Annotated in this window: 15 protein-coding genes; 2 read left to right on the forward strand and 13 right to left on the reverse strand. The window is 49.4% G+C overall.

Annotated features, from left to right (window positions below; translation table 11 throughout):
* Positions 1-308: 308 nt before the first annotated feature.
* Both SB752_RS16615 and SB752_RS16620 read left to right on the forward strand, forming a co-directional pair.
* Positions 309-890, forward strand: coding sequence for a DoxX family membrane protein (locus SB752_RS16615; RefSeq protein WP_410716728.1), 582 nt, complete (start codon positions 309-311; stop codon positions 888-890).
* Positions 891-1,162: 272 nt separating this feature from the next.
* On the forward strand, positions 1,163-2,815 hold the full coding sequence (locus SB752_RS16620; RefSeq protein WP_410716729.1) for a peptide ABC transporter substrate-binding protein: 1,653 nt from the start codon (positions 1,163-1,165) through the stop codon (positions 2,813-2,815).
* A 72-nt stretch (positions 2,816-2,887) separates the two neighbouring features.
* Here the strand turns inward: SB752_RS16620 and SB752_RS16625 are convergent, their stop codons facing one another.
* The 13 genes from SB752_RS16625 to SB752_RS16685 all read right to left on the reverse strand — a co-directional run bounded on the left by SB752_RS16625 (position 2,888) and on the right by SB752_RS16685 (position 16,051).
* The gene (locus SB752_RS16625; RefSeq protein ID WP_410716730.1) at positions 2,888-3,712 is read right to left on the reverse strand and encodes an urease accessory protein UreD; all 825 of its coding nucleotides are present in this window, start codon (positions 3,710-3,712) and stop codon (positions 2,888-2,890) included.
* 1 nt (position 3,713) lies between these two features.
* Positions 3,714-4,325, reverse strand: a complete 612-nt coding sequence (gene ureG, locus SB752_RS16630; protein WP_410716731.1) for an urease accessory protein UreG — start codon at positions 4,323-4,325, stop codon at positions 3,714-3,716.
* Positions 4,326-4,369: 44 nt separating this feature from the next.
* On the reverse strand, positions 4,370-5,071 hold the full coding sequence (locus SB752_RS16635; RefSeq protein ID WP_410716732.1) for an urease accessory protein UreF: 702 nt from the start codon (positions 5,069-5,071) through the stop codon (positions 4,370-4,372).
* A complete protein-coding gene (gene ureE / locus SB752_RS16640) occupies positions 5,052-5,504 on the reverse strand; it encodes an urease accessory protein UreE (protein ID WP_410716733.1) in 453 nt (150 codons plus the stop codon). The genes SB752_RS16635 and ureE overlap by 20 nt, the downstream gene beginning before the upstream one ends.
* Before the next feature lie 11 nt (positions 5,505-5,515).
* Positions 5,516-7,228: an urease subunit alpha gene (gene ureC / locus SB752_RS16645; RefSeq protein WP_410716734.1), complete on the reverse strand. Its 1,713-nt coding sequence runs from the start codon at positions 7,226-7,228 to the stop codon at positions 5,516-5,518.
* Entirely contained in the window at positions 7,225-7,548 is a 324-nt protein-coding gene (gene ureB / locus SB752_RS16650) for an urease subunit beta (RefSeq protein ID WP_410716735.1), read from the reverse strand. The genes ureC and ureB overlap by 4 nt, the downstream gene beginning before the upstream one ends.
* Positions 7,549-7,582: 34 nt before the next feature.
* Positions 7,583-7,885, reverse strand: a complete 303-nt coding sequence (locus tag SB752_RS16655) for an urease subunit gamma (RefSeq protein ID WP_410716736.1) — start codon at positions 7,883-7,885, stop codon at positions 7,583-7,585.
* 428 nt (positions 7,886-8,313) lie between these two features.
* Positions 8,314-8,928 carry an ABC transporter ATP-binding protein gene (locus SB752_RS16660; protein ID WP_410716737.1) on the reverse strand — a complete coding sequence of 205 codons (615 nt, stop codon included), beginning with the start codon at positions 8,926-8,928 and terminating at the stop codon, positions 8,314-8,316.
* On the reverse strand, positions 8,918-9,802 hold the full coding sequence (locus SB752_RS16665) for an ABC transporter ATP-binding protein (RefSeq protein ID WP_410716908.1): 885 nt from the start codon (positions 9,800-9,802) through the stop codon (positions 8,918-8,920). The genes SB752_RS16660 and SB752_RS16665 overlap by 11 nt, the downstream gene beginning before the upstream one ends.
* Positions 9,803-9,900: 98 nt before the next feature.
* On the reverse strand, positions 9,901-10,716 hold the full coding sequence (locus SB752_RS16670; RefSeq protein WP_410716738.1) for an ABC transporter permease: 816 nt from the start codon (positions 10,714-10,716) through the stop codon (positions 9,901-9,903).
* Positions 10,713-11,690, reverse strand: coding sequence for an ABC transporter permease (locus SB752_RS16675; protein WP_410716739.1), 978 nt, complete (start codon positions 11,688-11,690; stop codon positions 10,713-10,715). Before SB752_RS16675 ends, SB752_RS16670 begins: the two co-directional genes overlap by 4 nt.
* A gap of 27 nt (positions 11,691-11,717) precedes the next feature.
* Positions 11,718-13,340: an ABC transporter substrate-binding protein gene (locus SB752_RS16680; RefSeq protein WP_410716740.1), complete on the reverse strand. Its 1,623-nt coding sequence runs from the start codon at positions 13,338-13,340 to the stop codon at positions 11,718-11,720.
* A gap of 464 nt (positions 13,341-13,804) precedes the next feature.
* Positions 13,805-16,051 (reverse strand): N,N-dimethylformamidase beta subunit family domain-containing protein, encoded by a 2,247-nt coding sequence (locus SB752_RS16685; protein ID WP_410716741.1) that lies wholly within the window; start codon positions 16,049-16,051, stop codon positions 13,805-13,807.
* Positions 16,052-16,208 lie beyond the last annotated feature (157 nt).

Raw genomic sequence — 16,208 nt, forward strand, 5'->3', positions numbered from 1 at the left:
ATACCCAACGTTGTGCTCTGAAATCGTAGCCATGTGCTGGTCATGTTTTTCTCCACTGAATATCTTTGTATTTTTGCCAGGTCCCAACATTTACCACCCGGTTTACTGTCAATGTCATTCTAATAGACGGTACCTACAGCCACCTATATTTTCCAAAATACCTATTAACAATGTGCCAATAGTGTCAATGAACACCTCATGAACTTATGCGAGAAGTCGTACCAGACTCTATATCCTTGTGTTAGAATTCACTGGAACAATTATCCTCTATAGGAGATATTTATCGCAAAATGTAAGGAGGAGTAGAAATGGATTTGCGAAGTCAGGCAAGTAAAGAAATTATTATTCCTGAAAATCCTGTTTCCCGATTCTTATTCACAAGCACCAGATCTGCAACACTTTGGCTACTCATCAGGCTGTATGTCGGTTACGTCTGGATTACCTCCGGATGGAAAAAAATCACCTCGGATGCGTGGACGGGTGAAAACGCAGGAAGTGCTATCGAGGGCTTCATCAAAGGGGCTTTGGCCAAAGCGGCAGACGGCAAAGATGTAACCTCCTGGTACGCATGGTTCCTCGAAAACAGCGTACTGCCAAATGCCAAGCTGTTTGGCTTTATGGTCGCCTACGGGGAACTTTTCGTCGGTCTCGGACTTGTTGTTGGCTTGTTGACAGGGATCGCTGCATTTTTCGGTGGTCTGATGAACGTCAGCTTCCTCTTTGCTGGTACCGTAAGTACGAACCCGCTCTTGTTTGTTTTTGCTACGTGGCTCGTCATGGCCTGGAAGGTAGCAGGCTGGTATGGATTAGACCGCTGGGCGCTGTCGTATTTGGGAACGCCGTGGACAAGATCCAAATCGCGTGATTCAGGACCGTACCTCGATCGATAAAGTAGAAAAAAGAAGTAACTCCAAGTGAGTACCTGTATTAAACCAAGTGAAGCCAACACTTCAGTGGCTTCTCTTGGTTTTTATTGGTTTTATGTAAATTCGGCCCATTTCTTTCCTATTTGAGGGACAAGTTGTATGAATTTTTACGTTGTTATTCTGTTATTTTCTCCAATACCTTTGTACACATTGTTTAATGACTTCACTTTTTACCTGATTTACCCTGTAATTACGTTATAATTTTTAAAATTTTTAGATAAATTCAGGGGGTCAGAATGAAAAAATGGCTATTAGGTTTATTTAGCACAGCTTTTCTCTTTAGTCTTGTAACTGGTTGCAGCACGACAGCACCAGAGAACGCAAAGCCTGCTACTACCACGCAAACTCCCCAAACGACCAAATCGACTGACACAACATCGACAGAACCGATGGTATTGCATTGGAGCCTCACTGGCGAGCCACCGACGATGGACCCAGGTATTGCCACTGATGCCTCATCCATGGACATGATCAACCTCGTCTTTGAAGGGTTGACGGCTGTAGATCGCCAGGGACAAATGATCAACGCCGTAGCTGAGAGCTTCACCAATTCCCCTGATTTCACGCAGTTTCATTTTACCATCCGCAAAGACGCCAAGTGGAGCAACGGTGATCCGGTTACCGCACATGATTTTGAATACGCCATCAAGCGCAATCTCGATCCGCAAACCGCTTCCGGCTATGCCTACCAGCTCTTCTACATCAAAGGAGGCGAGGAGTTTTTCAATGGAACCGGGAAAGCTGAGGATGTCGCTGTCAAAGCAATGGATGACTACACACTCGATTTTACCTTGCGCTCCCCGACACCGTGGTTCCGTGAGCTGACATCCTTCACTACCTATTATCCTCTCCACAAAAAATCAGTGGAAGGAAATCCTAAATGGGCAGGAGAAGCCGCTTCCATCGTGGGGAACGGTCCTTTCCTGATCGACAGCTGGGAGCATAAAGCAAAGCTGACCTTCAGCAAAAGCCCGACGTATTGGGATAAAGCAAACGTCAAGCTGGACAAGATCGACATTGCCGTGATTGAAGATAACAATACTGCCCTGTCTATGTTTGAAAACGGTGATGTGGACTGGGGAGGATACCCTTCCTTTGGCTTGTCCCCTGACGCTATCGGGCAAATCAAGGATGAAGGCAAGCTGGTCGTTGCCGATAACCCGGGAACCAAGGCTGTCATTTTCAATACACAGAAGCCGCCGTTTACCAATAAAAAGATTCGTCAGGCGTTCGCCTATTCGATTGACCGCAAAATGCTGATCGACAACATCCTGCAAACAGGAGTGCCGGCCGCATACGGCTGGGTTCCGACATCGATGGGCCTCAATCCGGATGGCTATTTTAAAGAGGACATGGAAAAAGCAAAGCAGCTGTTAGCTGAAGGAATGCAGGAGCTGGGACTAAAAGAGTTCCCAAAAGTCACTTATTACTATGACACAGGGGAAACAGACAAAAAAATCGCCCAAGCTCTCCAGGACGAATGGAAAAAGACATTGGGAATCAACATCGACATTCGCACGTCTGAGTGGAAAGTTTTTAATACGGATGTCCAAAGCGGAAAATATGACTTCGGAATTTGGCTGTGGGGAGCGGACTTTAACGATCCGATCAACTTCCTTGAGATGTACAAGGACAAGGAAGGTGGCAACAACGTAGTTCGCTTTGACAACAAGGAATACCGCGACCTCTTGAACAAGAGCTACTATGAAACCGACCCTGCCAAACGCAAGCAGCTGATGTTTGACGCCGAAAAAATTTTAATGGAAGAAATGCCGCTCGCCCCTCTTCACTTCCGCGGAAATGCGTATGTGAAAAACGATAAGGTAAAAGACTTCGTCATCTTCCCGCTCGGCGGTTCTTACTTCAAATACGCGTACGTAGAGAAATAAACGGAATTAGAATTCATCGGTACAAAAAAAGAACAGGCCACCTGCTTTGGTAGCCTGTTCTTATGTTTCCTTTTAATACTTCCGTAGAGACACTGGGTCCAGATCAAACCACTTTTTGCGCACATAACGTGTACACTGTTCAAACAGCTGCTCGATTTCCTGCGTCGAGGAAGCGAGCACACGAACAGCAATTCCCGGAATCGTAAGGGCCGAGCATCCCACTCTGCCAGCGATTCCGCACTCCTCTATCACCGCATGGAGCTCGTCCACAATTTCCGCAGTAGCCTGTTCCCCGATAATCAGTATAGAGCCATAATGCGTGTATCCTTCAAAAATACCAAGTGCTTGCATATTTTGCATGTCTGGCTGTAGCCGTAGATGATCGTGAACAACCAGCTGTTCATCCATATACACTTCCGTTTTTAATTGCAGCATACGATAACGATACAGCTCACCGTCAGGAGACCAGCCAGGCGTTATGATATCAGAAGCGACCAGGACCGCGCCTCGCTCCAGGCGAATGGTGGTCTTTTGCTGATAGCGCGCATCCTGATACGCGATGATCGGATCAGGAATATACTCCAGAAAGCCGCCCTTTTTCACTTCGATGTCCGTCTCCTGAAGAACCGGCTCGGATTTTGTTTTGTAGATTTTCGTGGAGGATTGGGTGGTCAAGAGTACCTGTGCATCCTCGGCAACCACAATTTCCATGCGGTAACGATCGCCGTCTACATAGCCCCCGCCGGGATTCATCAAATATAAGCTCGCTTGCCCGCTTTCATCCAGATAGATTGGCCGTGTGACCTTGAAAGCTCCCTGAAAATACACATGGGATGCAATGGTCTTTCCGAGCTTGTGTCCTGCCTCCAGCCGCAAAAACCCAGTCCAGTCAGCCATGCTATTCCAGTCCTGCGAGCATCACGTTTTTCTTGATCCAGTCCACGACCTCACCCAGGCCCGACTCATCCTTCAGGTTGGTGAAAAAGTACGGCTTGTTTCCGCGGAACGTCAGTGTGTCTCTCTCCATTACTTTCAGATCAGCGCCAACATAAGGAGCCAGATCTGTCTTGTTAATGATGAACAGATCAGACTTGATCATGCCTTGACCGCCTTTGCGCGGGATCTTCTCTCCTTGCGCCACGTCAATGATATAGATGGAGCAATCAACCAGCTCAGGACTGAACGTAGCAGCCAGATTGTCGCCACCACTTTCTACAAAAATGATCTCAACGTCCTCATGTCTAGTGATCAGCTCGTCAATCGCCGCAAAGTTCATCGATGCATCTTCACGAATCGCCGTATGCGGACAACCACCTGTCTCCACTCCGATAATGCGGTCTGCTGGCAAAACGCCATTTTCCATGAGGAATTTCGCGTCTTCCTTGGTGTAAATATCATTCGTTACGACAGCCATGCTGAACTCTTCATGCATGCGTCGCGTCAGCTTTTCCACCAGCATCGTTTTCCCGGCCCCGACCGGACCGCCTACGCCAATTTTTACTGGTTTCATTGTTTTCCCTCTTTCTACTAGTTCCTGTTCAATTTCCTCTATAATCAGCTGCTGAATATTCGGATGTTTAACTGCTCATGCCTCATCTGCGCCAGCTCTAGGCCAGGCGTCACAATCCCCAGATCATCTTGGTCAAGCTGTTCGATCAGCTCGGCTGCCTTCAGCAAAAGCGGCTGCATTTCGCATTGCAAACGCTGTCCTTCTGTCTGACCGAGTGGAATGGCACGTACTCCGTTTTGGATCAATGCTGCCGTCGCCTGGTACAAATAAGATAGAACAGCCGTTTTCTTTGGAATCGTCAGATGATGAGCAAGCAGGGCAAATACAATCGCCGGATGTCCGCTTGATTGCTTTGCCTTTACGCGTTCCCGGTACGATCGCAGCTGTGGCGAGTCATATAGCTCGCATCCTAGCCGAATCATCCCTTCTCCCATTCTGCGGCTGCCCTCTCTCGATTCTCTGGGGAAGTTCTGCACGGTCATCAACCGATCAAGCGCCCAAATCGTCTCCACTTGATGTTGCTCCAGCGCTTCATACGTCAGTCTGCAGGCAAGTCCGTCCGTATATACCAGCTGCTCATTGACGTATGCCTGCAGCCACTCGAAAAAAGTCTTCTTGCTTGTGACATGCTCTTCCTGAATGTACGTTTCCAGTCCAAACGAATGGCTGAAAGCGCCTGTCGGAAAGTTGGAGTCACATAGCTGCATGAGCGACAGCAGGTGAAGATCAGTGACTGTGGCCGACATGACGAAATGCCTGTTTGACTGTCTTTTTTTCACGAGAGAAAGGAATTCCGATTTTTTGCAGCAGCTCTTCTACCAAATAATCGTACTGCACCAGCATCTCATCACCTTCAAATTGAGCAGGCAAATGACGGTTCCCGAGCTGATGTGCAATATCTCCCATCTCTTGCAGGGTGCGTGGGCGAATGACGAGCAAATCATCAGCCAGCACGGAAATGACGATCATGTTTTTCTCATCCATGTACAGAACATCGCCCTCAACCAGATCACGCGGTTCACTCAATCTGATCCCCAGCTCGCGTCCATGGTCAGTCGTGACTCGTTGAATCCGCTTCACGAGCTCGTCGCTTTGCATATATACCTTTTCCACATGGCGCTTGGCCTTTTCTTCCTGGCTCATTTGCTCCAGGTTCGTTACGATCTTTTCAATAATCACAGGTTTTCACCTCAAAATAAGAAATAACGCTGAGCCATCGGTACCACTTCAGCAGGCTCGCACGTAAGCAGCTCGCCGTCCACTCTCACCTCGTACGTTTGTGGATCGACATGAATTTCTGGTGTTTCTGCGTTCAGCTTCATATCCTTTTTAGTCAAATTGCGGATGCCATGGACAGGCAGGACCTTCTTTTGCAGTCCGAGCTTGTGATGCACACCAGCGTCAAAAGCAGCCTGGGATACAAAAGTAATGGAGCTTTGCAGGAGTGCTTTACCGTATGCCGCGTACATCGGACGGTAAATAACCGGCTGCGGAGTAGGAATCGAAGCATTCAAATCTCCCATCAGGCTGCGCACGATCATTCCGTTCTTCATAATCAGCTCTGGCTTGACCCCGAAAAATGCTGGATGCCAGATGACAAGGTCAGCAATCTTGCCGACTTCAATGGAGCCTACATAGGAATCAATGCCATGTGTAATCGCTGGATTGATCGTATATTTGGCCACATATCGTTTGACCCGATTGTTGTCGCCTACTCCCTCATCGCCAGCCAGCTTTCCGCGTTGCTTTTTCATTTTGTCCGCAGTCTGCCATGTGCGGGAGATGACCTCTCCCACCCTGCCCATCGCCTGGGAATCGGAGCTAATCATGCTGAATACGCCCATGTCGTGCAAAATATCTTCAGCAGCAATCGTTTCTTTTCGAATCCGGGAATCTGCAAACGCCACGTCCTCAGGTACATTCGGGTCCAAATGGTGACAAACCATCAGCATGTCGAGATGCTCATCAATCGTATTTATGGTATACGGACGAGTCGGATTGGTGGACGAAGGCAAAATATTCGAATAGCCTGCCACTTTCATAATGTCTGGAGCGTGTCCTCCGCCCGCACCTTCTGTATGGTACGTATGGATGACTCTGCCTTTGATCGCTGCAATCGTATCCTCAACAAAACCGCTCTCGTTGAGCGTATCGGCATGAAGTGCTACCTGAACATCGTATTTGTCGGCAACGCGCAGAGCGTGATCGATGGCAGAGGGAGTTGCTCCCCAATCCTCATGCACCTTCAAGCCGATAGCACCGGCACGAATTTGCTCCGCAAGCGGCTCTTCTGCTGCTGCGCTACCTTTTCCGAGAAATCCGACATTAATCGGCAATCCCTCGGCAGCTTCCAGCATCCGAAAAATATTCCATTCTCCAGATGTACAAGTCGTCGCTTTTGATCCTTCGCCTGGACCTGATCCTCCCCCGATCAAGGTCGTCAAGCCTGATTCCAATGCCGTTTCTGCTTGCTGCGGGGCAATAAAATGGACGTGCGTATCGATTCCGCCCGCCGTCACGATCAAGCCTTCTCCGGCGATAATCTCTGTAGAAGCTCCGACAACCAGATCGACATCATTCATCAAAAGTGGGTTGCCGCACTTCCCAATCCCAGCAATAATACCGTCCCGCACCCCGATATCTGCTTTGTAAATCCCTGTATAGTCAACAATAATGGCATTCGTAATGACGAGATCGAGTACGCCCTCGTCCCGAGTCGCGAGCGGATGCTGTCCCATGCCATCACGAATGGACTTCCCTCCGCCAAACTTGGCCTCGTCTCCGTACCTGGTATAATCCTTTTCAATTTCAATAAACAATTCACTATCTGCTAAACGGACAGCATCGCCCGTGGTAGGGCCAAACATGTCAGCATACTGTCTTCTGCCCATGCGAAACGTCATACTGCAACCACCCTTTTCAATACACCTTCCGTTTTGTTGTTCAAACCGTAAACACGGCGCTCGCCAGTAAAGGCTACGAGCTCCACTTCCTTGGCATCGCCTGGTTCAAACCGCACCGCTGCCCCCGATGGTACATTCAGATGCATACCAATGGCGAGATCACGATCAAACTGCAGAGCGGAATTGACTTCAAAAAAGTGAAAATGCGAGCCTACCTGAATCGGGCGATCACCTGTGTTCAACACGGTTACTTTGCAGGTTTCTCTACCTTCGTTGCAAACGATCTCATCACGCCGTAATACATATTCTCCTGGTACCACGCCAAATTCTCCTTTCATATTTCAAAACTGCTCGTTATCGAATCGGATTATGAACCGTAACCAGCTTCGTTCCGTCCGGGAACATCGCTTCGATCTGTACATCAGGGATCATCTCGGCGATCCCTTCCATCACATCTTCACGGGTAAGGATGCCTGCACCCTCACTCATCAGCTGAGCGACCGTCTTGCCGTCGCGGGCTCCCTCCATAATTTCATACGAGATCAACGCCACCGCTTCCGGATAATTGAGCTTTAAACCCCGCTCCTTGCGACGTCTCGCCAAATCGGCAGCGACGACCATCAAGAGCTTTTCCTGTTCACGATACGTCAGTTTCATCCCATTTCACCTAATCTTTCTGCGTTGATTGATAGACGAACTTTCATGAATACGCACACCAAAGAGACAAACGTTGAGTTTGCTTGGCTTTCTTGATCGCACGACAAATCGAGTGCACCACGAAAAGACCTTTGCTGTTACTCTTACAAAGACTCCGCAGCTCTAGCATAAGAACATTCTTGTAAGGCGTTATAAAAGAGATATGGTTACATGAGGGAGAGCAACCATATTTGGCGATTGCCATGAAAGAAAGAAGGTGGGGCTTCTTTCTTCTGGGGTGCCAATAGAAAAAATAGTATCAAATAATGAATACTGGGCTAAAATTTTGGCAATTAAGCTAAATATATTACATGTTTTCTAAACAGTATAGTTGAATTATGGCACGAAAATGGCAAGGATATCTCTCAATCACTCTCTTTCATCCTCGTTTATGTTTTTTCATTCGTTATCGTCAAATCAACAACTCGTGTGCATAGTCGATGAATCAGGTTTTTCTCATGGCTAATCACGAGTACGCCCATATTCTCCCTGCGGGCAACTTCCTTCACAACCTGCCAAATTTGGGCCTGTGTAATCGCATCCAGCATCGCCGTCATTTCATCCGCAAGTAAAAAGCGCGTATGTGGACTAAGCGCACGAGCTACACAAAAACGTTGCAGCTCGCCACCGGAAAGCTCATTCGGAAAACGCCCCAGCCACTCCTGCTGTACGCCGAGCTGCTCTAGCAAAGACTCGTCCGGAGAACCGCCCTCTGCCAGCGTACGACTCATCCTCCAGCGAGGATTCACCGCTTTCTCCGGATGCTGAAATACGAGCTGAACGGGATGAAAGCCAGAGGTAGACAGCGGCGCTCCGTCCAGAAGCACCTGCCCCTCATGTGGTCTTTCATATCCAGCCAGAATACGGCAGAGTGTTGATTTGCCAAAACCGCTAGGACCAATCAGCCCCACGATCTCACCCGATTGGATCGATATATCTACCCCTCGCAGTACTGGGCGATCCCGCTCATAACGAAACCCGATCTGTTTGGCTTCAAGTAGCATGAATACACCTCACCATTCCTTCTCGTACCGTACGCATTGCCGGTCGCTCTGTGCTACACTCCGGTGTCGCAAGCCTGCAACGTGGCTGAAACACGCATCCGGCAGGCAGCGCATGTGGAAGCGGCTGAGATCCCGGTATCGGTTCGAAGCCGTTTTGCGGAAGTGCCCGCCACAACGCATTCGTATACGGATGCCGTAGCGCTTCGCCCTCTCCGGCAAAGTCCTGTACAGGTGCGATTTCCACTGTCGAGCCCGCATAAAAGACGGCAATGCGATCCGCGATTTTCAGTGCGGTCTCGATATCGTGCGTAATCAGCATGACCCCACGTCCCCGATCTGCCAAATCGCGAAAATAGCCAAGCGTCTCCGCAACAGCAGCATCATCCAAACCTGGCGTCGGTTCATCTGCGATCACCAGCCTGGCCCCACTGACCAAAGCGGTAGAGACGAGCACGCGCCGCGCCATCCCCCCGGATAGCTGAAAGGGATAGAGCTGATCGACTTCTGGGCCGAGCTGATATCGCTCAAAAACCTCTCGCTGCCTGCTACGCGGATTTCCAGTACGGACGGACGTTTGCACCTGCTTGCCTACGCGCATTAACGGGTCCAAATAGTTGACAGATTGCGGAATGAGCGCAACCTCCTTCCCTCGCAGCTCTGCTTGTCGCTTCGGGCTGAGCGCCTGACCATCATAAGAGATCGCGCCAGACAGGCTTGCATTTCCGGGCAAGATCCCCAGTACAGCGTGTGCCAGCAAGCTTTTTCCCGATCCGCTTGATCCTACTACAGCGACGATTTCCCCCGGGTAGATCGATACACTCAAATTGTGGATGACCTGCAAGGTGCTTTGCCTGAGACCGCTCGTATACTGCATAAATGAAACGCAGAGGTCCTGCACTTCTAGAAGCGGTGTCACCCCTGATTGTGTAGTCAAATGTCCTTCCTCCTCTGACGCTGCTTACTGTTCCTGCCTTATTGGTGAGCACTATGCGGGTCGGTCAGCTTACGCAGGTTTTCCCCTAAAATATCAAACGCCCGTACGATCATGAGCAGAGAAATTCCCGGAAAAAAGGCCAACCACCACATGCCAGAGGTCAGGTAGCGCATGGATTCAGATAAAATGATGCCGATAGCCGGCTGATGTGGTGACAGCCCCAAGCCGAGAAAACTGATCGACGCCTCATGCAAAATCGCATGCGGAAAAAGCAGGACAAATCCGACCAGCAGCTGTGGAATCATATGCGGCAAAATATGACGGCTGGCAATCCACCATCTTGATTTTCCGAGCTTACGTGAAATGAGAACGTATTCGGCTGAACGCAGCTGCATGACTTCTGCCCGAATGACGCGTGCCAGACTGGGCCAGTGCGTGAGGGCGATGCCGACCACGACTCCTTTTAATCCGCCACCAAGCGTAAACGAAATCAGAATGAGGGCGACAAGATGAGGAACGCCCAGCAGCAAATCAATTAGCCAGGTAATGGCATTATCGACTGCCTTGCCCATCGTCGCTGCCAGCATCCCCAGTAGGAGAGCAATTACGGCGCTTGCCGTTGCCGCAATGACGCCTACTCCGATACTGACACTCAAGCCTTTCACCGTTCTCGCCAGCATATCCCTACCGAGCCAATCCGTACCAAACGGGTGCGCAAGCGATGGAGGCTCGTTTTTTATCTCAAAATTGGTTGCGATCCGCTCATCTCCAACCAAAAGGGCGGAAGTGATTACCGCAATCAGCAAAAGCGCCGCGCATACAGTCGTAATCAACGTTTTCTGTCGGCGATTCACGCGGATTCCCCCTTTCGAATTCGCGGGTCAACCAAGCGGTAAATGATATCTGCCACCAGGTTCCCTACGAAAACAAAGAGAGCACTACAAATGACAATCCCGAGCAGGAGCGGAAAATCACTGCGCAGCCCTGCCTGAACCGTTGCTTGTCCCAGGCCCGGATAAGAAAACACCTGCTCCGCCAGGACAGTCCCACCAATCAATTCACTGAAGGAAGCAAATTGAATCGTAATAGCAGGAATGGCTACATTGCGCAGACCATGCCGCCAGAACAGCAGGAAGCCTTTTTCTCCTCTCGCTCTGGCAAATAAAACGTAATCGCTCGAAAGGATTTCCACGAGCTTTTGTCTCGTATGCAGCGCCACATTGGCTACACCCAGTATGCTCAGCGTCAGTGCTGGCAGAACCAGATGATAAAGACGATCTGCCATCGTCACATTTTCTGCCAACAAGCCTGCCGGAACTCCTAGCCCGACTGGAAACCAGCCCAACCAAACAGCAAACACAATCACCATCAGCATCCCCAGCCAAAACGTCGGCGTCGAAGCTAGCGTAAAGCAATACCACTTAATCAATCGATCGACCCATGTACCCTGCTTCATGCCCGCGATCGCACCGAGGACGAATCCCAATATTCCGGAAAACAGCCACGCCATGCTCATCAAGGCAAGCGAAGCCATAAACCGCTCTCCGATCACTTCTGCTACCGGGCGGCGAAATATCATCGACGTTCCCATATCTCCTTGTACCAATGCCGACCCCCAGTGAAGAAATCTCTCCACTGGGGGCTTGTTGAGACCCCAATACTCTGCAATTGCTTCTCTCTGCTCGAGACTTACTCTTGTCATGTCAGCACCGACATACGCTTGTATCGGATCAAGTGGAGAGTAGCTGACGAGCCAAAATGAGAGCACACATAGGGCGATGAGCAGCGTCGCGAAACGAAGCAGCTTTTTACATAGAAACGCAATCATGTGCCCCGGGCTCCTCCCCTTTTTTCGCTATTCCTTCCAGAACCATTCTACGATGTTGTCTGTAATCGGCCAGCCATGTCCATGTGGCTGAATCTTTGGCTGTCCGATCTCCAGTCCGTCCCGTACCAAATACAAATGCTGGCGGTTGACGAGCCACGCCCAAGGCGCATCTCCCTTGGCACTGAATCCGGTTGTACCATCCCATTGCGCTTTTTTCCAATAGCCCAGTGCTTCTTCCTCAGTCGTTGCCTGCAATGCCTTTTCCATATAATCATCGACGACCGGATTGGAATAAAAGCCTGTGTTGTACCAGCCGAGTCCTACCGTTTTGCTGCTGTACAGATTGTACATCTCCAATGGATCATAGCTGCCCCAGCCAAACAGAACTGCATTCGAATGCATCATTTTCGCGATGTCATCCCAGCTCTTGCCTTCGACTTTAACATTGATCCCGAGCGGTCGTATCATATCAGACACCGCGATCGCGAGTGATTGACGCGAGGAATCATCTGCTTGGTAAATGAGCGTGAATTGTGCCTTTAGAGAGCCTTTCTCTCGTATTCCGTCTCCATTAACATCTTCCCAGCCTGCTTCTGACAGTATTTGTTTCGCTTGCTTTAGATCACCGTCAGCCACTATGGTTTCCGGATTATACCAGGGCATGCCGTCCGCTACCGAATAAGCAGGTGTACCGAAACCTTCGAATATTCCGTCAACCAGCTTTTTTCGATCGATGGCGATATTAATCGCTTTGCGAATCGCGATATCTGCGGTTACATCGTTTCCGATCGGAACGCCTTCCTTTGTTTTTCCGCCTGCCTTTACGTACGGAAAAAGAATTCCACGGTTATCGACACTATTGGCAATCACCAGATGCATTCCCGGTATTTGCTGCTTCGCTACACTCGGCAGAACAAAAGCCATGTCGACCTCTCCTGCTTTGGCAGCGGCATAAGCAGCATCCTCCTTCAAGAAGAGAAACGTCAGCTTTTTAAATGCCGATTTCGGTCCGTAGTACTCCGGGTTCGCTTCAACGATCATCTGCTGGCCAACATCCCATTGTACGAGCTGGAATGGACCGGAGCCAATCGGTTTCTTGCTGTAATCTGCACCATGAGCGTGCTTTGGTACAATCCCGGTAGAAACGAGAATGCTAACAAACGTAGATTGCGGATGGTTCAGCGTAAATTTGACAGTATGATCATCCAGCGCTTCGACGCTTTTCATGACCGTAACGTCGAGAACCGAACCACTCTTGGCAGCTGTCTGATACGTATAAACAACATCCTCGGCTGTCAATGGATGACCGTCGGAGAACTTCACATCATTGCGCAGCGTGACTGTCCAGGTCAAGCCATCAGGACTTACCTCATAGCCCGTTGCGAGGTCATTGACGATTTTCAAATCCTTATCGCGTTTTAAAATCGTGCTCTGAAACAGAGGAGAGCCATAACGTCCCCAGCCTGTTGTCGGGTCCAAACCATCTTCCGGCTCATAGCCGATCGCTAGAATCAGCTCGTCCTTCTTTTTGCTTGAATCCGCACTAGCGTTCATCAGCTGTTCTTTTTTCGCTGCACCACAGCCGGTTACAAGCAGCATAGTGAGCGTCAGCACCCACACGATTGGCAGTATTAAGCGTTTTCTAATCATGAATACCTTTTCTCCCATCCACAAAATTGTACGGAAGCGTCAAATATGGCGCCAGCGCATAACGAATAAGCCAGCTTCTTCTGCTTTTTTAAGCGAAGAAATTCTCACCTCATATCTATTTATCGATCTTTTTTCAAAACAGAGAGCGCTTGCAAAAACGGTTCACTTCTTTTACTAGACGGATATGGCTGTCTGGGGGGGAAACAACAACCATACATGGCGATCGCCATTGGAACAGGTGGGCGGTTGGTGGTTTGCGAACCAACTAGCTTACTATAATACATGTTTGTCGAATCGTATAGTGATAGAATCCCTTGCAAAATCGAAGCATGTCTCTCTTTCACAGGCTTTCATCTGCAAGGTCTGTCTTTGGTAGATTATCTCGATTATGAGAGAAAATACTTTGGAAAAGCACAAAAAAAAAAGAAAAGAAACCCCACATTAGACGGGGCTTCTCCCTCCACTCATTTATCTAGGAAGCGGTTCAATACGTTGTCGCTGATGCGAGCTACATTATTGTTGTATTCATTCCAGGCCATACTCCCCGCCCAATTGATAGAGCCAACGGAGAAAACGGCACCTCCACCCTTAATATCAAAATACGTCATATCTGCCCGTACCAGTGGGTGCTCCTCGCCTCCTTGGCCAGGTGATGTGAACAGCTGATCCTCGTGTACGAGCTGGTAGCGGTTGTCAACGCCAATGGAAGTAGCGAGCCACAGTGTGTGAAGCGGTGTCCCAAGCTCAAAATCGAGACGGTCAATTTCGTCACCTACAGCTCCGCCCATGACCAAACCAAAGTCACCGATTACTTCGTTTTCACCAATTCCTTCGAAGATAAAGCTGGCAGCAGGGCTGTTGCTGTCCGGCAAGCGCCTGTATCCGCTGCCTGGTCCCCATCCTTGGGCTGTAAAACCGATACCAACCAGCTTTTGGGGAACAAAGCCATTGTGACGCCACAATCCTCCTGATGCACCTGTCGAGCTGTGATACAATTCCCCCTGCGGCGACTCCCATGAACGTGTTCCTGCGTTGCCACGACGTACTTCAATCAGATGTGGCTGCTGCGGATCAATGCTGGTCACCCAGTAAAAGCCGTTTGCCCCCAGATACATGAGCCTTCCGCCGTTCGCTAAATATTTCTGCAGCGTCTCCATCATAGATCGTGTCCAATACTCAGGATGGGTGCCAGTGACAAGTACCTTATAACAGGAGAGCAGCTCAAGTCCGTCTCTATGAAGGTCTTCGTCCGTTGCGACATCATAGCCCTCATCTCGTTTCTCCAGCCAGCCGGTAATGTAGAGATCGGCGGCCAGATGACGAACTGCACCATTCAGCCAGTTCCGGTAGTGCGGACGAATATTCATGATCGGCCGTAAGCGTGAGGAGTAATGAACCCCGCTTCCGTCGCTATGTGTATCATAGATTGATTTGCCCAGCTCTGGATGATCTATCAGGTAACGATCCTGCGAAGAGAGCTTTAGCTCGTGCCCCATGAGAGGTTCAAGTCCCAGCTCGAATAATCTTTCATTGGCGTAGGCCAAATAGGTATTGGTCGGGGCCAGAAACAGGACTGGAGAGGTAGCTGCACCGAGGGTTGGCCGTACAAAAAACGGGATGTAATCTGTTTTATCATCAGCCATGAGCTTAAGGGCATATACCCCGCTCTGCAAATGATTGGGTACTTCCCAGCTGATATCCACTTCCCAACCAGCATCTGCAATGTCATCATCATGGAAATGTACTGCGGCATAGTGCTTAGGTGCGGATGTGAACTCAAGGTGCTCACCGTTCCATAAGTGACTGGTAACAGCACGTGTCGGCCCTTGATAAAGAATTCCGTGGTAGCCGTTTTTGGAGCGGTCCACAAGCTGAGAGGAAGAGATCTTGGTCCCAAAATCATAGTGAGCGACGAGCATGTCTCCCGCGATCATCATAGGGTCTGCTCCTGCTGAAAGCTCCTTTAGGCTGGTAGAATCAAATACGGTCCGGAAAAAGCTAGGATTCCCGATTTTACCGTTATAGTGCTGATAAAGCTGATCGGTTTCATTTGGAGCTGCGGCAAGCAGTACACGCGATGCGATGACATCTGAGAAATCCAGCCTAGCGTTTACCTTTACTAGCTGGGTTTCATCTGCAGCAGTCCAACCATCGCAACGAGTGACCAGCAGGGAGAGTGCTTCTGTTTGCGCAGAATATTGGGTCACGATTTCATACCAAGCTCTGGCGTGTAATGGATTCTCGGAGGATACCTGAATCGTGTCCATGTTCTTGTCTGTCAACGCAAATGTCAGGTGCCCGTCCGTATCCAGATATAGCTCGGCTCCAGCTCTCCCGTTCATCGAACCTGCCGACCATATAGTCTGTCTATGTCCTGAAGCAGGTTTTGTCGGCCATGCCCAGAGATGCACCGTGAATTGTCCATGGTCCAACCAATCAGAAGGAAGAGGGAGCTCAGCATATGATCCTGCCGAAGTCTTTTGTAGCCGACCGGGGTATTCCCCTGATATTTCACTGATGATCGGCTCGCTTTCCAGCTCCTGACTATCCGGGTCAGTCATACCGCCTTTTAAACGAACGATACCTGCTGTGTAAGTAGAACTGGTCGTGCTAATCATGAAATTAAGCTTTTGTCCAGGCTCTGCGCTGATTTGATCCGCGTAACCCACAATCGTCAGATGATCCTGTTTACCTTCAGCATTTGTTTGCATCGCTTTGCACCTCCGTGGAAAAATGATTGATTCTCTCTTCCTGTCCTGATTCATCATCGGCAAACGATGATTGATTTTTATAAATTATCAAAATATTTACTCCATTAACAAATAAAGCAATTTTAATGCCAACCTCAAAAGCGTTTGAATGGCTAAC

Source organism: Brevibacillus sp. SIMBA_040 (genome assembly GCF_046535075.1).
In the GTDB taxonomy this organism is placed as follows: domain Bacteria; phylum Bacillota; class Bacilli; order Brevibacillales; family Brevibacillaceae; genus Brevibacillus.